Below are 20,333 nucleotides of genomic sequence, written 5' to 3'. Positions count from 1 at the left end.
GCGTCGCGTGACACCCCCCATCGCGCGACGCGCGACGCGGCGGCGCCGCCCTTGACCGGCTCCGGGCCGGTTCCCTAGCATCCTGCCGCGTATGAGCGCCGCTCGATCCCGGACAGCGTCGACGCTCCTCCTCGACGAGCACTTCGAGGCCGGCGACGACCGGTTCGTGGACGAGGTGCTCGCGTCCGAGGCGGGCCGGAAGCTGAAGGCGCTCGCCCCGCGCTGGTACGCCGACCGGCGCCCGTTCGCGCGCCGCGCGCTGCTCCGCTACATCGACGACGGCTGCGACCGGCCGCACCACCGCGGCCTCGTCAAGGTCCTTTACAAGCTCGCCGAGCAGGCGGGAGACGACGAGATCGTCGGCCGCTTCATGGTCGCCTTCGATCGCCTCGTTCGCCGCAAGCTGGTCAAGGTGACCCGCTACGACTGGGTGACCAGGACCTCCAGCGACGAGCCCTGCCTCGTCAGCGACACCGGCGTGCCGGCCAGCCTCCCGCAGGGCGACGTCGCGTCGCCGCGCTTCTCGATGCGGACGCGCCACTACCTGCGGCGCCGCGCGTTCCGCTACTTCCGGCGGCTCGGCCGGCGCGACGCCGCCCGCTACGGCCGCGCGATCCGCGCCGCGCTCGCGCTCTACCGCGACGAGCACCTCGACAGGCCCGAGCGCCTGCTCGACGCCTGGGGGCTGCTCCACGCGCTCTACTGGGGCTCCCCCGCCCTCGAGCGCCTCCCGCGCGGCGTCCGCCTCGCGGAGGGCGCCGCCCTCGCCGAGCTCGAGCCCGCCCCGATCTACCCCGAGGCGTGGCAGGGCGCCTTCGACGAGGTGCTCGGCCTGGTCACGGCCGCGAGGAGCCGCACCGTCCGGGCGTTCGCCGTGGGGCTGCTCGAGCGCGGCTACGCCGCCGAGCTCCGCGGCCTGCCGCTCGCCCGCGTGCGCGCGCTCCTCGAGAGCCCGCACGACGAGGTGCAGACCCTCGCCGCCGGCCTGCTCCGGCAGATCCCGGGCCTCGGGAGCTTGCCGATCGCCGACTGGCTCTCGCTGCTCCAGACCGAGAACGCCGCGGCGCTCGCCTTCGTCTGCGAGGCGGTGGTCGAGCACGTCTCGCCGGCGCGGCTCTCGCTCGCCGAGTGCGTGGCCCTCGCCTGCGCGCGCGCCGCGCCGGTCGCGGAGCTCGGCCTCCGCTGGGCGAGGACGAAGCCCGTCGAGACCGCCGCCGATCTCGACACCCTCGCGCGCCTCGCGACAGCGGTCGCCCCCCGGGTCCGGGAGGAGGCGGTCGCATGGCTCGTCGAGGTGCTCGGGCGCTCGCCCCACGGCCGGGCCGAGCACGTGCGCGATCTCCTGGACTCCCGCCACGAGGACGTCCGCGCCCGCGCGCTCGCGCTCTTCGAGGCCGACGCCCGCTTCCGCGACGACACCGGCCTGTGGGCCGCGCTGGCCGAGACGCCGCACGCCGAGGCCCGCGCCTTCCTCGTCCGGCACCTCGCCGCGCGCAAGGCGGCCTTCTCGCCCGAGGCGCTGCGGCACGTCTGGGCGGCGGCGCTGCTCGCCGTCCACGGCGGCGCGCGCGACAAGCGCGCGGTCGTCCGGCAGATCGCGGACCGCGTGGTCGCCCGGCCCGGCGAGGCCGACGCGCTCCTGCCGCTGCTCGGCGTCGCGCTCCGCAGCGTGCGCGCGCCCGAGCGGCGCGCCGCCCTCGGCGCCCTCGCCCGCGCCGCGTTCCGCGCCCCCGCGCTGCGCGACGCCATCGCGCGCAGGCTCCCGGAGCTCCGGCTGTTCGAGGGGGAGGACGCGGCGTGAGCTTCGATCTCCGCTACCTCGGCACGAGCGGCGTCAAGGAGCTCGGCGGCGGCGCCGCCCTCAGCTTCGCGCCCAACCTCGCGCGCCCCAGGGTCTTCTTCGACGGCGAGCTCGCGCGGCCGGTGCGCTTCCGCGAGGCGATCAGCGCGCTCCACGACGTCGTCGTGGGCGACCTGCGGCGCCTGCCGAAGGATCGCTCCGCCCACGAGGCGTGGAAGCAGCAGGAGGCCGAGCGCGAGGCCCGGCTCCGCCGGGAGCTCCACGGCGAGGCCATGAAGGCCGAGCTCGCGCGCTTCGGGAGCGCGCCGCTGCCGCCGAACCTCGAGGCCGACTTCCGGAAGATGCACAAGCTCTACTGGGGCGCGCGCGTCCGCTGGGCGAACGAGCTCGCGCGGAGCGACCCGCAGCTCTTCCGCCACCTCGTCCCCTGCGATCCGGTCGTGACCGTCGCGCCCGATGTCGTCTTCTTCGAGTGCTTCTCCAAGGACGAGTCGAGCTACGGCTGCCTCTCGGTCGATCGCGACGCCTTCCGGGGCGCGCAGGACGCCGGCCTCGGCACGACGAACGTCGACTACTCGCTCGCGCTCTACGACCACTTCCAGACGCTCCGCAGCTACCGGCCGACGCGGCTCCTGGTCGATCCGACCGGCTTCGAGGTCGCCGTGGAGGGCCGCGGCGACTACCGCGAGGAGAAGATCGATCTCCCGCCCTCGTGGCTGCGCGGCTTCGGCCAGCTCCAGGCGGCGATGTGCCTGCCGTGCCGGCGGGTCGACGTCCCCGTGGAGGCGGTCTACTCGCTGCTCGCGCACCTCGATCGGCACCGCGAGCGCACGGGCCCGCGCAGCCTGCGCTTCCAGCTCACGCCGGGCAAGGCGCCGATCGTCGTGCTCGACCCCTGGGGCGTCTCCATCCCGTGCCGCGGCGTCACCTGCGACGATCTCCCCGTGGCCGTGGGGCCCGCGGCGGGCGCGGGCGGGCTCGGCCCGTACCGCTCCGGGGCGCCGAGGGGCGCGCCGGCGGCGGAGGCGACCGAGGAGATCAAGGTGTGGGGGAGGCGCCGCCTCTCGGTGCTCGCGCGGCTCTTGCCGCTCGCCGATCGCATCGAGGTGCGGCTGCTCGGCTCCGGGCTGCCGAGCCTGTGGATCGTCTTCATGGGCGAGATGCGCTTCACCCTCGCGCTCTCGGGCTGGACGGCGAACGACTGGACGTCCGGCTCTCACCTCGACGTCATGGCGGACGCCGTCACCCCGGACGCGCAGCTGGCGGACCGCGTCGCGCGCCACCTCGAGATGGTGCGGCGCGCGTCCCACGGCGAGCTCGCCGTGTCGATGGGCGCGCAGGACGGCGCGCTCCGCGGCGCGCTGCACCTCGCCGCGAAGCAGGGGCAGGTGGTTTACGACCACGCCGCGGAGTGTTATCGCTGCCGCCCGGTGATGCCGGTCGCCCTCTCCGACGCGCTGCTCGGCCCCGAGCCCCCGGAGCTCGCGGAGGGCCGGCGCATCGCCCGGGGCGGCGTGGAGATCGCGCGGGAAGAGACCCTCTCCGGCGGGCGCCGCGTCGTCATGGCCAGGGCCAAGGCGACGAGCTGCGAGCTGGTCCTCGACGCCGACGGCGCGATCAAGAAGGCGAAGTGCAGCTGCTCGTACTTCTACAAGAACCGGCTGCGCGCGGGCCCGTGCCGGCACCTGCTCGCGGTCAAGCTCCACCTGTCCGGCCGCGGTGACGCGGCGCCGTCGCTGCAGCCTCCGCAGCCGCCGGGGCAGGCGGAGGCCGGCTCGCGCGGCCCGCGCGCAGCGACGGCCGCCCCGCGAGGCGAGGCCGTGCCGTTCCCCGCGGAGCTCCTCGTCGAGATCGAGCGCGCCGCGGCGGCCCGGCGGGCGGGGCTCGCGGAGGTCGTCGAGGCGTCGTGGGATCTCGCGTTCGAGCGCATCCAGGGCTGCCGCTCCTGGGTCGAGGCCCTCGCGCTCGGCGGTCCGGAGGCGGAGCGGGCGCTCCGCGCGCGCGAGCTCCGCGCGCCGGTCGTGAGGACCCTTCCAGTCCACGCGGACGTGCTGGCCGAGATCCGGCGCGTCGCTGACCAGTTCAAGGCGAGCCCCGCCGCGGTGGTGGGCCTCGCGTGGCTCGTCGCCAGGCGATCGACGAAGTGAGGTTCACCAGAGACCCGAGAGTCCAGCCCTGCAAGGAGGTCCGTCCGCTCGAGCCCAACATGCTGCGGCGCTCCGCCGCGGTGGAGGTTGTTCTTCCATGCATCCCCACCCCCGATGTTCTTTGGGCGCCTTTAGCAGCTGTGCGGGTCCACTCAGAGGGACCTGCGGTCCTGGACCCGCACAGCTGCCCGGCGCCTGGGTGATCGGGCGTGGTCACGAGCAAGTAGTCGGGCGAGCGGGCCTCCTTGGAGGGCTGGACCGGGTGCTGTCCAGAGGAACGGTCGAATGGGCTTCTGGGACAAGCTGAAGTCGATGCTCGGCCTGGGCGGGGCCGAGCAGGGCGAGCGAGCGCCGGGCGGGGTCGAGGCCGAGCAGGCCCAGGGGGCGCAGGCCGGGCCCGCGGCCGCCGCGCAGCCGGCCGCCCGCGCCGGGCAGCCCCGCGGCGCGGCGGCGGGCGCGAAGCCGCGCCCCGCGGACCCCTACGCCGCCGGCGGGATCCTCGGCCTCTCCGCGGACGAGCTGCGCAGGCGCGCGCTCAAGATCAACCCGAGCATGACGGCCTGGATCGGCCGCGTGGACACGATCCCGCCGCAGAGCGACGAGCGCACCGCCCTCATCGATCGGGGCCTCATCCTGCGCGGCCTGCTCACCGAGGCGCAGCTCGCCGAGATCCACCGCGTCGGCGATCTCTGGCTCAGGCACAAGGACGCCGCGGCGCTCGCCGGCACCGTCGCGGCGCGCTCGGCCGACGAGGCGATCGAGCGGCTCAAGCGCGAGAAGCTCGCCCGCAAGGAGGAGAAGCGGCGCCAGAGCGCCGAGCGCAAGCGCCAGCGCGCCGAGGCGGTCGCGCGCCGCCGGGCCGAGGACATCATCTTCCTGGGCCCCGACGTCTCGTCGGGCCTCGCGGACCGGCGCTCGCACGTCGAGTCGCTCGCCCAGCGCGGGCTGCCCGTGCTGTCCACCCCGGCCGACCTGGCCGCGGCCCTCGGCGTCGCCGTCCCGCGCCTGCGCTGGCTCTGCTTTCATGGCGAGGCCGTCGAGCGCCCTCACTACGTGTACTTCGACGTCCCGAAGCGCTCGGGCGGGACGAGGCAGCTCGCGGCGCCCCACGCCTCGCTGGCCGCGGCGCAGGCGTGGGTCCTGCGCGAGATCCTGGAGAAGCTGCCCGTCGAGGAGCCCGCGCACGGCTTCGTGAAGGGCCGCTCCACGGTCACCAACGCGCGCCCGCACACGCGCCGCGACGTGGTCGTGAACCTCGACCTGTCCGATTTCTTTCCGACCATCACGTTCCCGCGGGTGCGCGGCGTCTTCCACCGGCTCGGCTACTCCCCGGCGGTGGCCACGCTCCTCGCCCTGCTCTGCACCGAGCCGCCGCGGCGGCCGGTCGAGTACGACGGGCAGCGCTACTGGGTCGCGGTCGGCGATCGCGCGCTGCCGCAGGGCGCCTGCACGAGCCCGGCCATCTCGAACCAGGTCGCGCGGAAGCTCGATCGCCGCCTCGCCGGCATGTGCGCCCGCGCGGGCTTCACCTACACGCGGTACGCGGACGACCTCACCTTCTCGGCGCCCCCGGGCAAGCGCGGCGACATCGCGATGCTGCTGGCCCGCGTTCGCCACATCGTCGAGGAGGAGGGCTTTGCCATCAATCCGGCGAAGGGCCGTATCCAGCGCGCCGGCGGTCGGCAGGTGGTGACGGGCGTCGTGGTCAACGACAAGCCCTCGGCGCCGCGCGAGGAGGTGCGCCGCCTGCGCGCGATCCTCCACGCGGCGAAGAAGACCGGCCTCGCCGCCCAGAACCGCCGGGGCGTGCCGGACTTCGAGGCGCACCTGCGCGGCAGGATCGCCTATATCCAGATGATCGACCGCGAGAGGGCCGCGCCGCTGCTCGCGGCCCTCGACGCGCTCACGGGGTGAACGCGGGCGCATCTTCGTGCCGCGTCGTTCGGCTCGCTGCGTGGTACTTTCGTACGCCTCACTCGCCTGCCTAGAGCACCAATCGATCATGTTGAAACCCGGAGAATTTTCACAGGGAGGCGAGGAGGCGGGGAGGAAGAAGAAAATGAATTTCTCCTTCTTGCCGTCTCTCGCTCCCCGCCTCCCCGTCTCCCTGTGAATTTCCTGCTTTTGCTCGGGGGTTCAACCCGTTTGTCGCTCTAGTGCTCGGCAGGCCTCGTCCGCGAGCGCTCGATCATCACGACTTGGACTCGACTCGTCCGAGCGGCCTGGCAGCGCCCGCCAGCGCGCTTTGCGCGTCCTGCCAGGCGGGGGCTCCGGGGTAGAGCGCGGTGCGGAGGTAGGCCCGCGTGAGGAGCTGGACGGCAGCCACGCGCTCGGGGTTCTCGTCGGTGGTCTCGGCGAGGTCGTAGCCCGCGACGCCCCCCAGCCCGTGCCCTGCGTCGACCAGCATGAGCAGCGACTTGGGGCCTGGAGAGAGGAAGTAGGGATCTGCGTGCCAGGCGGCGCCTGCGGTCGTCAGGTGGGGAGAGCCGTCCTTGTCGCCGGCGACCACGAGCGCGGGCGTCGTCATGGTGGAAAAATCGATGCTCGCGAAGAATGGGTAGTTCTCTGCTGCGTACTTGCTGAGGGCGTCGCCTCGGCCGGGCGCGGCGAGCAGCACGCCCGCCTTGATCCGCGGCTCGGCGACGCTCACCTCGCTTCCGTCGTGGGGATCCACGTGGCGCGCACCGAGCAGCACGCTCGCGGTGTGCCCGCCCATCGAGTGGCCGAGGACGGCCACCTTGCTTCGATCCACACGCCCGGCGATCGCAGGGACGGCGCGCTCGATCGCGTCGAGCTGGTCGAGGATACGGCTCATGTCCTCGGCGCGCGCGCGCCAGAAGAGAGGCGCATCGGGGTGGTCCGAGCCTCTGAAGGGGAGCGTCTTCGAGTCGAGATGCGTGGGCTGGATCACGACGAAGCCGTGCGCCGCGAAGTCGTTGGCGAGCGGGGCGTAGCCGTGGAGCGACGAGACGAAGTTGGAGGGGCCGTGGCCGTGCGAGAGCAGCAGGATGGGCAGCTCGCTTCCGGTCACGGGCGCGGAGACGCGCACCTGGAGCTCGACGGGGCGGCCGGGGGCGGGCAGCGCGACGGGGTGGATCGAGAAGACCTGCGCGGGGGCGCTGGAGGCGATCGCTGCGGGAGTCGGTTGGCTCATGATGTGGAGTTCCTTTCGGGGGCTCGGCCCCGCTCATCGCCTTGGTAGCTCCCGCCACCGCGCCCTCATTGGAAGGACCGGACATTTCCGGAGCGCTCGCGCCGCGTCGGCTTGAACGATCGCAGCCGGCGCGCGACACTGCGACGGTGCTGCACACGATGGACACCGCGGCGACGTTCTCGCTCACGCGCTTCGTCGAGGGCGTTCACTCGCTCCTGCCGGTGGGGGGGCACACACGTCATGAGCGGCTGCCCGACGGGCGAACGATGCTCGTCTTCCGCGCGCTCGAGGAGGGCCGGAGAGGCGACGTGTGCGTCGCGGGGCCGCGCACGCGCGCGCTGTTCAAGAACGCCGGCGGCGTGGCGCGGGCGATCTGCATCCAGTTCAAGCCAGGCTGGTCGGCGCCGCTCCTCGGCGTGGCCGCGAACGCGCTGACGGATCGGATCGTCCCGCTGGAAGACATCTGGGGGCGCCCGGGCGGCGATCTATGCGACGAGCTGCTCGCGGCGCGCAGCCTGCCGGAGCTCCTCGACCGAGTGTCTTGCGCCATCGCCCTTCGTACCCGCCAGACGTTCGAATCGGCATCGGCGCGGCTCGCGCGCCGCGCGGTCCGCTTGCTCGAAGGAGACGAGGTCCGGGTGGAGAGCGTGGCGGAGCGGCTGGGCGTCACGGCGCGGCATCTCCGCCGTGCCTTCACCGAGAGCGTCGGCGTCTCGCCGAAGGATTTCGCGCGCACCGTTCGCCTGCAGCGTGCCGTGCGGATGGCAGCGACCTCGAAGGACTGGGCGCGTATCGCGAGGGACGCGGGCTATTACGACCAGGCGCACCTCATCACCGACTTCCGGGAGCTCGTCGGGCTCACGCCGGGCGCCTTCGTGAAGCGCGCGGGGGACGACGGCGCCGCGAGGCGACTCCTCGGCCCATCGGCCGAGGATGCGCGCGCCTGCGCCGAGGGCGGCGCGAACGCCCGCCACGATGTCGGCGAGAGCGGCGTGGTCAGGGCGCGAGCGCGCATCGAGCGCGCGGCGTCGTAGCGCGACTCCATTGCCCGCATCGCCTCGCGCGCCCGGGCATGCGCGAGGTCCACCGCATTCAAAGTGGCACCTTGAGCCAGAACAGGGCTCAATGACGGATATCCACCCACGCCGTCCCGCGAGATTCGTCCAGCCGCGAAGCGGCTTCATGGTACCATCCAGGACACATTCGTGGTGGGGCCATGCCACGCCGTGGGCTGTTGACCGCGCCTGACAGCGCCAGAGCACGTCTGACGTCAAGGGGAGTGATGCTGACGATCTCGGGGTATCAAGCGACCGACAAGATCTACGAGAGCGGCAGCTCGCGCGTCTACCGGGGCCAGCGCGCCGGAGACGGGCGCGCCGTGATCCTCAAGCTGCTGCGCTCGGACTATCCCAGCCAGACGGAGCTCACGCGCTACCGGCATGAATACGCGGTGCTCCGCGACCTGGATGCGCCGGGCGTCGTCCGGGCGCTCGACCTGTGCAGGCACGAGAACGGGCTCCTCCTCGTCCTCGAGGATTTCGGCGGCCGCTCGCTGGCGCACCACCTCCACCACCTCCAGCGCCGCCCGTTCGACGCCGCGGACTTCGTCCGGCTTGCGATCCAGATCACGAGCGCCCTTCGCGAAGTCCACGGAAGCGGAATCATACACAAGGATATCAATCCGTCCAACATCGTAGTCAACCGCGAGACGGGTGTTGCCAAGATCATCGACTTCGGCATCTCGACGCGGCTTTCACGGGAAGAGCTCTCGATCAAGAGCCCCGCGGTGCTCGCGGGGACGCTCGCCTACATCTCTCCCGAGCAGACCGGTCGCATGAACCGGTCTCTCGACCATCGCACCGATTTCTACTCGCTCGGCGCCACCTTCTACGAGCTCCTCACCGGCGCGCCGCCCTTCAGCGCGACGGACGCCATGGAGCTCGTCCACTGCCACGTCGCGCGCGATCCCGCCCCGCCGCGCGCGCGCTGTCCGGGCGTGCCGGAGGCCCTGTCGGACCTCGTGATGAAGCTCATGGCGAAGGCGGCCGAGGGCCGTTACCAGAGCGCGGCGGGCCTCCTCCACGACCTGGAGGAGTGCGAGCGGCGCCTCGCGGCCACGGGCGAGATCGCCCCGTTCCCGCTGGGCCGCGCCGACGCCTCCGGCGAGCTCCGCATCCCGCAGCAGCTCTACGGGCGCGAGCTCGAGGTGCAGGCGCTGCTCGAGGCGTTCGAGCGCGCAGCGCGGGGCGGCGCCGAGCTGATGCTCATCGCCGGGTACTCGGGGATCGGCAAGTCCGCGCTGGCGCACGAGCTGTACAAGCCCATCACCGAGGCGCGCGGGTATTTCGTCGCGGGCAAGTACGACCAGCTCCAGCGAAGCACCCCGTACACCGCGATCACCAGCGCGTTCCGTGATCTGGTGCGGCAGATCGTCGCCGAGCCCGAGGCGCAGTTCGCGCTCTGGCGCTCGAAGATCAAGGCCGCGCTCGGGGCGAACGGTCAGGTCCTCGTCGACGTGATCCCGGAGATCGAGCGCATCGTGGGCGACCAGCCGGCCGTCCAGGCGCTGGGGCCCGCGGAGTCCCAGAACCGCTTCGTGCGCGTCCTCCAGAACTTCGTCCGCGTGTTCTGCGACGCCGAGCGCCCGCTGGCCATCTTCCTCGACGACCTGCAGTGGGCCGACGCGGCGTCCCTCAGGGTCATCGAGCTCTTGATGACCGACGCGAAGCTGCGCGGCCTGCTCGTGATCGGCGCCTACCGCGACAACGAGGTGGGGGCCGCGCACCCGCTCTCGGCCTCGATCGCCGCGCTGCGACGGGAAGGGGCGGTCGGCCGGGTGCGAGAGATCTCCCCGGGGCCGCTCGGCGCCGAGGTGGTCTGCCGGCTGCTCGCCGACGCGCTGCGCGCGGACGCCGCGGCGGTCATGCCGCTCGCCGCGCTGGTCACGCGGAAGACGGGCGGCAACCCGTTCTTCGTCAACGAGTTCCTCCGCACGCTGCACCACACCGGGTGCTTGCGCTACGACGCCGGGCTCGCGGCGTGGACGTGGGACGTCGAGCACATCGAGTCCAGGAACATCACGGACAACGTCGTCGATCTGATGATCGGCAAGCTGCGGGAGCTCCCCGCGGACACGCAGCGAGCGCTCATGTCGGCGTCCTGCCTCGGCAACCGCTTCGACCTGGGCAGGCTCGCGGTCATCCGCGAGGAGACCCGCGCCGATGCCTACCGGCACCTCGTGCCCGCGCTGCAGGAGGGCCTCCTCGTCCCGCTCTCCCCGATGGAGCCCGCGGCGCCCGATGACCTCGCCGCGCCGCTCGTCTTCCCGGACTACAGGTTCCTCCACGATCGCGTCCAGCAGGCCGCGTACGCGATGATCGAGGACGGCGAGCGCAGCGGCCTCCACGCCGACATCGGCCGGTTGCTCCTGCGGAGCCTGGGCGGGCGCGCCCCCGAGGAGAAGGTCTTCGACGTCGTCTACCACCTGAACCGCGGCGCCGACCTGCTGAGCGACGCCGCGGAGCAGCGGCGCCTCGCGGAGCTGAACCTCCTCGCGGGCCGGCGCGCGCTGCTCTCCGCCGCCTTCGACGCGGCGCGCGGCTACTTCGCCCGAGGCCTCTCGCTGCTGCCCGCGAGCGCCTGGCAGAGCGATCCTGCGCTGATGAGCGCGCTCCACGTCGGCGCGGCCGAGGCGGCGTGCATGAACGCGGACTGGGGCGCGATGAAGGAGCTCGTGGACGCCGCCCTGTGCGAGATCCGCGACGTCATGAACAGGAGCAAGCTCTACGAGCTCCTGATCCTCTATCACCACACCCAGGCGGAGTTCCGGAAGGCCGTGGACATCGCCGTGGAGGCGCTCGCGCAGCTCGGCGAGACGTTCCCGGCGAGCCCCGGCATGCAGGATTTCCTCGACGCCTACACGAAGACGACGAAGCAGGTCGCCGAGATCGGCCTCGAGCGCCTCGGCCGGCTCGCCCCGATGACGGAGGCCCCGAAGCACGCCGCGCTCGTGATCCTCCGGCGCGCGATCCATGCGTCGTATTTCGCCGCGCCGGAGATGCTCGGGCTCTTCATCTGCCGCGCGCTCGACCTGACGATGGATCACGGCGAGTCGCCGCTCTCGTCCTACGCGTTCGCGGCGTTCAGCGTGCTCGTCAACGCCGGCGTGGGCGACATCGCGACGGGATCCCGGTTCGGAGAGCTCTCGATCGCGGTGCACCGGCGCCGGGACGAGCCGTTCTACAAGGCGAGCGTCTACAACTTCTATTACGGGCTCTCCCGGCACTTCTACCGTCCGGCCCGCGAGAGCCAGGCGCCGCTCCTCGAAGGGTACCTGAGCTACGCCGAGAACGGCGACGCCGAGAGCGCCGCGTACTGCCTGATCAACGCCTTCGTGTGCGGCGCCGTCTCCGGGCAGAACCTCCTCGACCTCGAGGCGATGTTCGACAGGCACATCGAGGAGGTGTTCAGGTTCAAGCAGGAGCAGGTCATCAACCAGCTCAGCGTGTGGCGGCAGGTCATCCGGAACCTCACCGGCAGGTCCGAGCACGCGGCGAAGATCAAGGGAGAGTTCTTCGACGCCGAGCAGGCGCTCCCCGGCCTCTACGCGACAAAGAACTTCAACACCGTCAATTACATCCATACGGCGCAGGCCATGCTCTATTTCGTGTTCGGCGAATACGAGCTCGCCTACAAGCACGCCGCCGAGACGGAGCCGACCCTCGGCGCGAGCACGGGCAAGGTGTTCACGCCGCTGCACACCTTCTATTACTCCCTCGCCATGACAGCGCTCTACCCGGCGGCCTCGCCGGAGGACAAGGCGCGCTACCGCGCGAAGCTGTCGGAGAACCAGGCGAAGCTCGAGGCGCTGTCGGGGACGTGCGCCAGCAACTTCCTGCACCGGTACCTGCTCGTGGAGGCCGAGCTCGCGCGGATCGACGGCCGCGCGGCCGAGGCGCTGGACCTGTACGACCGCGCCATCGCGTCCGCCTCGGAGCATGACTACGTGAACGAGGCCGCGGTGGCCTGCGAGCTGGCGGGGCGGTTCTGGCTCGCGCAGGGGAAAGAGAAGCTCGCGCGCGTGTACCTCGCGGACGCGAGTTACCACTACGACCTCTGGGGCGCCGCCCGCAAGGCGCAGGACCTGGAGGAGCGGTATCCGCAGCTCGCCGCGCGCGAGGCGCACTCCCCGCGATCCTCGGAGATCGCGCCCTCGCGGACGTTCGTCACGACGACCTCGCTCGGCGCATCTCGCCTCGACCTCAGGACGGTCCTGAAGGCGGCGCAGGCGATCTCCGGGGAGATCGTGCTCGACAGGCTCCTCGCCAAGCTCATGTCGGTCGCCATGGAGAACGCCGGCGCCCAGCGCGGCTGCCTCGTCCTCCGGGACAGCGACGGCCTGCGGATCGAGGCCGAGGTCGACTGGACGGACGGCCGCGACGAGCCGCGCTTCCCGGGGCTGCCCCTCGACCAGGCCGCGGCGCACGAGCGCCCGCTCCTCTGGGCCGCGATCGTGCAGTATGTCGCGCGCACGGGCCAGTGCGTCGTCCTCTCCGACGCCTCGACAGACAGGCAGTTCCAGCGCGACGACTACGTCGCGCAGCGCTGCCCGAGGTCGGTCCTGTGCACGCCCATCACCCACCATAACGGCCTTTACGGGGCCATCTACCTCGAGAACAACACGGCGACCGGGACGTTCACCCAGGATCGGCTGGAGCTCCTCTCGATGCTGTCCTCGCAGATGGCGATATCCATCGAGAACGCGAAGCTCTACACGGGCGTGGAGCAGAAGGTCCGCGAGCGCACGGCGGAGCTCGAGCAGGCCCACGCGACGATCGTCCGCCTGGAGCGGGAGGCGGTCGAGAACCAGATGGCGGGCGGCTTCGCGCACGAGATGCGCAACGCCCTCTCGGGGGCCGCCATGGTGCTCGAGTCCGTGACCCAGGGCGGCGAGACGCTGTGCGCGAAGAACGCGGCCCGGCTCGGCGAGCTGTTCGACTTGCTCAAGGGCGATATCCCGGAGGGCAAGATCAAGGCGGCCATCGCCTGTCTGGGCGACATCGAGGAGGCGGAGGAGACGCTCGACAGCGTGCTCCGGATGGTGGGCGACTGCACGGAGCGCGCGCTGAGCGTCACGAACAGGATCCTGGAGTACTCGAAGCTCGGCGTCGCGCTCGCCGGGAGCGAGGTCGTGAGCCTCCGCCGCGTCGTCGAGTCCGTCGCGGCGCGGCACCGCGACGAGTTCGCGCGCCAGGGCGTGTCGGTCGAGCTCGATCTCCGGGGCGGCTCGGCGGTCGTCGGGTACGAGTCGCACTTCGACTCCATCGTGAGCAACATCGTCCTGAACGCGCGCGACGCGCTGCTCCTGGTCGGCGACGGCCGCGGCCGGCGGATGCGGGTCGAGACGGTCGACGAGGGGGAGCTCCATGTCCTCACCATCAGCGATAACGCCGACGGGATCTCGTCCGACGACCTCTCGAAGATCTTCCAGCCGTTCTTCTCGACCAAGCCGACGACCGGCGTGGGCCTGGGGCTCAGCTTCGTCTCCCGCCTCGTCGCGATGTACCGCGGGACGATCGACGTCGAGAGCGCCGCGGAGCGCGGAACGACGTTCGTCGTCCGGCTCCCGAGCGCGGCGCTCCACCAACAGCCGCAGCAGCCGCAACGGCCGCAGCCGGCCGGCGCGCCCGTCGGACAGTTCGATCTCAACCTCTCCGGGAATTGAATGGAGGCGCCAAGATGACATCGGCGAAATTCACCAGGCGCTTCCGCGAAGCTTCGGGCGAGGCGCCGGAGGTGCCTGACAAAGAGCGGGCGATCGTGATCGTGATCGACGACGACCCGCGGATGCGGTCCGCGCTCGAGTTCACGCTGCGGCGTGATTACGACGTGCGCCTGTACGCGGGCGCGCAGGAGGGCATCGCCGCCATGACGGAGATGGTCAGCCTGGTCATCCTGGATATCCGCATGCCGGGCATCGACGGCCTCACTGCCTACCTGAAGATCAAGGCGCTGTTCCCGAAGGTGCCGATCATCTTCTACACCGCGTTCCAGGACATCCTGGAGAAGCAAGATCTGCTCTCGACCCACAAGGCGTTCGGCTATTTCGACAAGAATGGCGACGTGTCGGGGCTCATCGCGGCCGTCGAGAAGGCCGTCCAGCATCACAGCCTGGTCTCCAGCATGGCGAGCGCGCAGAAGCTCGTGCGCGGGATCATGCCCCCGGACGCGAGCTGATCAGGAGCTCGCGCGCCGCCGCGCGCGCGGCAGCTCGACCGTGAACCTCGCGCCCTCGCCCAGGCGGCTCTCCACGCGGACCGTCCCGCCCATCGCCTCCGCCGCCTCGCGCACGATCCACAGCCCGAGCCCGAACCCGCTGTAGTGGCGCGACGTCGTCGCCCGCTGAAAGCAGCGGAAGATCCGCTCCTGATCGGCCGCCGCGATGCCGATCCCGCGGTCGCGGACGGTGAGGCGCGCCATGTCGCCGGACGCCTCGAGCGCCACGTCGACGGGCTTGCCGACGCCGTACTTGGACGCGTTGGAGAGCAGGTTGGTGATGATCTGCTCGAGCCGCGCCGGGTCCCAGTGGCCGCAAAGGGCGCTCGGCGCGTCGACGGTGACCGGGCACGCCGCGCGCCGGAGCAGCGCGGCGTGTGCATGCAGGATGTCCCAGAGGAGCGCGCTGAGGTCGACCTCCTCCAGCGCCACCGTCATCGGCGCCGCCGTGATCTGCGAGATGTCGAGGAGCTCCTCGACGAGCCGGTGCAGCCTCTCGAGCAGCGCCTCCACGGCCTCGAGCCTCGGGATCACCTCCTCGGCGGCCGGCGGCGGCCCGCCGGCCCTCCGGTACATGCGCAGGAGCGCCTGCACCCGGAGCATCACCGGGGTAAGGGGCGTCTTGAGCTGGTGCGACGCGAGGGTCAAGAACTCCTGGCGCGTCTCCTCGACGTGCTTCCGGTCCGTGATGTCCTCCGCGATGATGACGAAGTAGGCAGGCGCCCCGGAGGCGTGGCGGACCAGCGAGATCGTGACCTTCGCCCAGACCAGCTCGCCGCCCTTCCGGACATAACGCTTCTCCCGCGAGCCCGTCTGGAGCTCACCCGACAAGATGCGGCGCACGTTCTCGAGATCGACCGGCAGATCCGGTGGATACGTGATCTGCTGGAACGTGAGATCGGTCATCTCTGCGTGGGAGTAACCCACGAGATCGCAGAATTTCTCGTTCAGCCGGAGCCACCGGCCCTCGACCGACGCCTGGCCGATGCCGACCGCGGCCTGGTTGAAGGTGGCGCGAAAGCGCTCCTCGCTCTTCCTCAGCTCCTCCTCGGAGCGCTTGCGCTCCGTGATGTCGTGGAATGACGTGACAACCGCGTACGGGATGGACTCGCCCGCGCGGAGCAACGGCTGCGAGTTGATGGAGATCCACGCCATGTCGCCCTCCGGCCGGTGGACCCCCATGATCACGTTCTTCTGCGGCACCCCCGTGCGGAGCGTGACGATGGCCGGGTGCAGGTCGCCGTTGAACGGAGCGCCGTCCTCGTGGACGGCCCGCCAGCGGGGATCGCGGCTCTCCCGGCCCGCCATCTCCGCGGACGTGAGCCCGAGGATGCGCTCGGCGCTCGCGTTGCACGCCTCGATCGAGCCGCTCGCGTCCTGGAGGACGATCCCCTCGTCGAGGGCGGCGATCACCGAACGATAGCGCTCCTCGCTCCTCCGGAGCGCCGCTTCCGTCGCCCTCCGCTCCGTGACGTCGGCGCAGATCATGAGCAGGGTGGCGACGCGGCCGCCGCACAGGATGGGGCTGACCCTCACCTCGTAGCGCGCCTCCTGGCCGTGCTCGCCGCGGATCGTGCACTCGCAGCTGCCGGACGCCCCCGACCGCACGACGCGCTCGACGCACGAGCGGGCCGCCTCTCGCGCCTCCGGCGCGATGTGCTCGTAGATGCTCGTCCGCAGCAGGCCCGTCGAGCTAGCGCTCGGCAGCGCGCGGCCGGACAGGAGGATCGTGCCCTCCGGGGAGATCACCAGGATGCACTCGGATGCGCTGTCCAGGATCGCCTGCAGCAACGCCTTGGCGCCGCCGGGCTCGGCCAGCTGTCGCTTGAGCGCGTCGGCGGCGTCCTCATCCGCGAATTTCCCCAGCGCAGCCACGCTCCATGCATTGTTACCAGAGGTCGCGCGCGCAACCGCGCGGACGAGCTCGCGTCGGATGACAGGGCCGCGCGGGGCCCGCATCGCCGAGATCTCCAGCATCGTTCTCGTCGCGACGGGCGCTGGCGGGTGGCCAAACGCCAGGCGCGCCACTACGCAACCTTCCGGGCGAGGACGATGCAGAGCACACGGTTGGACGGGGCTGGCCGCCAGCGCACCGAGGGCGCCACCGCGGCCGGGCAGGCCGAGGTGCCGCTGCGGGAGAGCGAGGCCCGCGACCGCGCGGCCAGCGCAGAAGCCGCCCGGCTGGAGGCCGAGGCGGCCGCCCGGCGGAGCGAGGAGCAGTATCGCCTCCTGAACCGCGCCACGAACGACGTGATCTGGGACTGGGATCTGGAGACGAACCGGGTCTACTGGAACGGAGCGGTCGTCCAGCATTTCGGCTGCACGCCGGAGGAGCTCGGCGACGGCCCCGAGGGCTGGCACGACCGCATCCACCCGGAGGACAGGGCGCGCGTGTCCGAGGGGATCCGCGCGGCGATCGACGGCACCGGGGAGAGCTGGACCGACGAGTACCGCTTTCGCAAGAGCGACGGCTCGTACGCGCCCTTCCTCGACCGCGGCTACATCGGCCGGAGCGCGAGCGGCGCGCCCACCCGCATGATCGGCTCGATGCTCGATCTGACCGAGCGCCACCGGGCCGAGGCCGCCCTGCGCGAGAGCGAGCTCTTTCACCGTCAGACCCTCGAATCGATCCCGGGCATGGTGTGGGCTACCCGGCCCGACGGCTATTGCGAGTTCTTCAGCGAGCAATGGGTCGAGTTCACCGGCGTGCCCCCCGAGCGGCAGTTCGGCGACGGGTGGCTCGATGTCCTGCACCCGGACGATCGGGAGCGGGTCTTCGCCGCCTGGCGGGCCGCGGTCGGGGGGCTCGCCCCGTATGACCTGGAGTACCGCGTCCGGCGGCGCGACGGCGGATACCAGTGGTTCAAGGTGCGCGGGCGGCCCATCCGCGACGCCTCGGGCCGGATCGTCCGGTGGTTCGGGATCGCGATCAACATCCATGACCTCAAGCTGGCAGAGCAGGCGCTGCGGGACGCGGACCGGCGGAAGGACGAGTTCCTGGCCATGCTCGCCCACGAGCTGCGCAACCCCCTCGCGCCCGTCCGCACGGCCGTCGCGATGCTCCGGAGGATCGGAGCGGCGGATCCCGTGCAGCGGCGAGCCAGGGACGTGATCGATCGCCAGGTCACGCACATGGTCCGGCTGATCGACGACCTGCTCGACATCTCTCGCATCGCCCGCGGCCGGATCCAGCTCCGCAAGGCGCGCTGCGATCTCGTCGGCATCGTCCGCCAGACCGCCGAGGATTACCGGGCGAACCTCGAGGCCGACGGCGTGGCGCTCCGCGTGAGCGCGCCGGACGAGCCGCTCTGGGTCGAGGGCGACGACACCCGGCTGGCGCAGATGCTGGGCAATCTGCTGCAGAACGCCGGCAAGTTCACCGACGCGGGCGCGAGCGGGGGCGGGCGCGTGCGCGTGCGCGTCGAGGCGGATGCTCGGGCGCCCGGGCGCGACGGGGGCGTGTCTGGACAGGCCGTCATCACGGTCGAGGACAACGGCGTCGGGATGGATCCGGGGCTGCTAGCGCGCATCTTCGATCCGTTCAGCCAGGCGGATCAGGGGCTGGCCCGGAGCAAGGGGGGGCTCGGGCTCGGCCTTGCGCTGGTGAAGGGGCTCGTCGAGCTGCACGGCGGGACGGTGGCGGCTCACAGCGAGGGGCCCGGCCGCGGCTCGGTGTTCACGCTGCGGCTGCCGCTCGCGGCGCCGGTCGCCCGGGACCTGCCGGCCGCCTCCTCTGGGGAGGAGGCCAGTCGCCAGGGGGTTCGCGTCCTCGTGATCGAGGACAACCACGACGCGGCCGAGAGCCTCGAGATGCTCTTGACCCTGAGCGGCTACGACGTGGAGACGGCGTTCGACGGCCCGACCGGCCTGACGGCGGCCCGGACGCGCCCTCCGGATGTGGTCCTGTGCGACCTCGGGTTGCCGGGAGGAATGGATGGGTACGACGTGGCCCGCGCCATCCGCGCCGAGCCGTCGCTCGCGTCGACGCGCCTCGTCGCCCTGAGCGGCTACGGTCAGGACGAGGACCGGAGGAGATCGCGAGAGGCGGGCTTCGACAAGCACCTCGTCAAGCCAACCGAGGACGCCGCGCTGATGGAGGCCCTGTCGGCGGGGCGCCGCGAGCTGCGCAGCACGGCGGGTCCGCTCTCGGGCTGATCTGCGGCCCTGCTCGCTCGCGCTCCGTCGCGCCGACAGGCAGCGCCGCGAGACCCTCGATGGTTCGCGGCGGTCACCTCGAGGAGGCTCAGCTCGCGCGCGCGAGGCCGACCGGGGCCGGGGCGCCGCTCTGGGCGAGGCGCTCGGCGAGGGCTTTATCGTAGAGGGCCTGTTCGCTGGCCTTGTGGGCGGCCGTGAAGCGCACGAGGATCGCGCACACCGACGAGACGAGCGCGGCGAAGCCCAGCACCGCAAAGCAATCCTGGGTGTCGCCGACCGCCTTGAGCAGGAAGCCCGCCGCGACCGCGCCGACGTTGCCGCCCGCGCCCACGATGCCCGCGACGCCGCCGAGCGCCTTGCGATCGATGAAGGGCACGAGCGCGTAGGTGGCGCCGCAAGCCATGTGCGTGAAGAGCCCGAACACGATCATCGCGAGCACCGCCATCCCCGCGGTCTGCATCCGGGAGAACCAGAGCAGGCCGAGCCCCTCGCCGACCATCAGCGCGAACAGGAGGGTCGTGCGGGCGTCCAGGCCCTTCCGGTGGGCCAGCCGGTCGGAGAGCATGCCGCCCACGGCGCGCGCGAACAGCGCCAGGAGCCCGAAGCTGCCCGCGGCCATGCCCGCGGTCTGGAGATCCAGCTTGAAGCGGTCCACGAAGTAGCTGGCGGCCACGTTGTGCACGAAGAGCTCGATCCCGAAGCAGGCCCCGTACGTGATGAACAGCATCCAGGACCGGTAGTTGCCCATCGCCGCCTTGAAGATCGCCCATCCACCCTTCTTCCCGCCCTCGATCTCGACGCCCGCCGCGCGAAGGTCCTTGTAGTTCCCTTGCGGGCAGTCCTGGGTGTACTTCCAGTAGAGGACCGCGACGACGAGCATGAGCGCGCCCGGCACCACCATCGCGAGGCGCCAGCCGAGCGATGAGCTGACACCCAGGCTCAGCACCGCCGCGAGCACCCAGGGCATGGTCGACTGCGTGACCCCCCCTCCGGCGTTGCCCCAGCCCGCGCTTGCGGCGTTCGCGGTGCCGACCACGTTGGGAGCGAACATGACGGACGTGTGATACTGCGTGATGACGAAGCTCGCGCCGATCATGCCGATCAGCAGCCTGAAGAACAGGAAGACCTCATAGCTCTGCGCGAGCGCGATCCCGAGCACGGGGATGGCGCCGAGCGCGAGCAAGCACGTGTAGGTCGCCCGCGGGCCGTACTTGTCGCAGAGCGGCCCGATCACCAGACGCCCCGCCACCGTGATTCCCACCGCGGCGATGTTGATGTTGGCGATCTGCTCCTTGGTCAGCCCGAATTCGCCCTTGATGACCGGCATCAGCGGTGCCACCGCGAACCACGCGAAGAAGCAGGCGAAGAACGCCAGCCAGGTCAGGTGGAATGCGCGCATCGCTGGAGTCGACAGCGAAAATAGCTCGATCTTGGTCGCCTTGGTAGCCTGGGTCATGGGTCCTCGTAAGTGGCAAGTTCTGAAGGACCTCGCGGTGCGGCGCTCGAGGCCTCAGGACGGATCCATAGAACAAGGACCGTAAATGGGTCGTAAATCGTATGTTTCCGGTCGGTGTCGGAGTACAAATGGTTTGCAGATCGTATGTTTCCGGCCGATGTCGGACCCCGGATGGGTTGTCGAACGTATGTTTCCGGTCGATGTCGGACCCTGGATGGGGCAGGCGTGGAGATCTCGATCTGCCCGCCCTCGGTCAGGCGCACCGCGCTCGCGCCCCGGTAGGTGAGCCGGATCTGCGCCGGAACGGCCCCCGGCGCGACCACGAGCTCGCATTTCAGCGCGTGG

Annotated in this window: 10 protein-coding genes; 7 read left to right on the top strand and 3 right to left on the bottom strand. The window is 71.4% G+C overall.

Annotation, left to right across the window (positions count from 1 at the left end):
* Positions 1-91: 91 nt before the first annotated feature.
* From ACSRUE_RS34780 to ACSRUE_RS34770, 3 genes are all read left to right on the top strand, one after another.
* Positions 92-1,801 (top strand): hypothetical protein, encoded by a 1,710-nt coding sequence (locus tag ACSRUE_RS34780; RefSeq protein ID WP_441287351.1) that lies wholly within the window; start codon positions 92-94, stop codon positions 1,799-1,801.
* Positions 1,798-3,948, top strand: coding sequence for an SWIM zinc finger family protein (locus ACSRUE_RS34775; protein WP_437768508.1), 2,151 nt, complete (start codon positions 1,798-1,800; stop codon positions 3,946-3,948). The genes ACSRUE_RS34780 and ACSRUE_RS34775 overlap by 4 nt, the downstream gene beginning before the upstream one ends.
* A 285-nt stretch (positions 3,949-4,233) precedes the next feature.
* Positions 4,234-5,862, top strand: a complete 1,629-nt coding sequence (locus ACSRUE_RS34770) for a reverse transcriptase family protein (protein ID WP_441287350.1) — start codon at positions 4,234-4,236, stop codon at positions 5,860-5,862.
* A 277-nt stretch (positions 5,863-6,139) separates the two neighbouring features.
* Here the strand turns inward: ACSRUE_RS34770 and ACSRUE_RS34765 are convergent, their stop codons facing one another.
* Positions 6,140-7,102 (bottom strand): alpha/beta hydrolase family protein, encoded by a 963-nt coding sequence (locus tag ACSRUE_RS34765; protein ID WP_441287349.1) that lies wholly within the window; start codon positions 7,100-7,102, stop codon positions 6,140-6,142.
* Between the two features lie 146 nt (positions 7,103-7,248).
* On the opposite strand from ACSRUE_RS34765, the gene ACSRUE_RS34760 reads away from it, so the two are divergent.
* From ACSRUE_RS34760 to ACSRUE_RS34750, 3 genes are all read left to right on the top strand, one after another.
* Positions 7,249-8,136 carry a helix-turn-helix domain-containing protein gene (locus ACSRUE_RS34760; RefSeq protein WP_441287348.1) on the top strand — a complete coding sequence of 296 codons (888 nt, stop codon included), beginning with the start codon at positions 7,249-7,251 and terminating at the stop codon, positions 8,134-8,136.
* A 248-nt stretch (positions 8,137-8,384) separates the two neighbouring features.
* Positions 8,385-13,826, top strand: a complete 5,442-nt coding sequence (locus ACSRUE_RS34755; RefSeq protein WP_441287347.1) for a trifunctional serine/threonine-protein kinase/ATP-binding protein/sensor histidine kinase — start codon at positions 8,385-8,387, stop codon at positions 13,824-13,826.
* Between the two features lie 71 nt (positions 13,827-13,897).
* A complete protein-coding gene (locus ACSRUE_RS34750) occupies positions 13,898-14,338 on the top strand; it encodes a response regulator (protein ID WP_441287346.1) in 441 nt (146 codons plus the stop codon).
* Here ACSRUE_RS34750 and ACSRUE_RS34745 read toward each other — a convergent pair whose 3' ends face one another.
* Entirely contained in the window at positions 14,339-16,252 is a 1,914-nt protein-coding gene (locus ACSRUE_RS34745) for a PAS domain S-box protein (RefSeq protein ID WP_441287345.1), read from the bottom strand. It abuts the gene before it with no gap.
* Between the two features lie 177 nt (positions 16,253-16,429).
* On the opposite strand from ACSRUE_RS34745, the gene ACSRUE_RS34740 reads away from it, so the two are divergent.
* Entirely contained in the window at positions 16,430-18,532 is a 2,103-nt protein-coding gene (locus ACSRUE_RS34740) for a hybrid sensor histidine kinase/response regulator (protein WP_441287344.1), read from the top strand.
* 88 nt (positions 18,533-18,620) lie between these two features.
* Here the strand turns inward: ACSRUE_RS34740 and ACSRUE_RS34735 are convergent, their stop codons facing one another.
* A complete protein-coding gene (locus ACSRUE_RS34735) occupies positions 18,621-19,988 on the bottom strand; it encodes an MFS transporter (protein WP_441287343.1) in 1,368 nt (455 codons plus the stop codon).
* Positions 19,989-20,333 lie beyond the last annotated feature (345 nt).

Origin of the sequence: Sorangium sp. KYC3313 (assembly GCF_052075895.1) — a bacterium.
Classification (GTDB): Bacteria; Myxococcota_A; Polyangia; order Polyangiales; family Polyangiaceae; genus Sorangium; species Sorangium cellulosum_B.
This window is presented reverse-complemented; position numbering and strand designations above follow the sequence as displayed.

Coding starts and splice junctions, on each gene's coding strand:
- ACSRUE_RS34780 (WP_441287351.1), top strand. CDS start 92: ATGAGCGCCGCTCGATCCCGGACAGCGTCGACGCTCCTCCTCGACGAG.
- ACSRUE_RS34770 (WP_441287350.1), top strand. CDS start 4,234: ATGGGCTTCTGGGACAAGCTGAAGTCGATGCTCGGCCTGGGCGGGGCC.
- ACSRUE_RS34765 (WP_441287349.1), bottom strand. CDS start 7,102: ATGAGCCAACCGACTCCCGCAGCGATCGCCTCCAGCGCCCCCGCGCAG.
- ACSRUE_RS34755 (WP_441287347.1), top strand. CDS start 8,385: ATGCTGACGATCTCGGGGTATCAAGCGACCGACAAGATCTACGAGAGC.
- ACSRUE_RS34740 (WP_441287344.1), top strand. CDS start 16,430: ATGCAGAGCACACGGTTGGACGGGGCTGGCCGCCAGCGCACCGAGGGC.
- ACSRUE_RS34735 (WP_441287343.1), bottom strand. CDS start 19,988: ATGACCCAGGCTACCAAGGCGACCAAGATCGAGCTATTTTCGCTGTCG.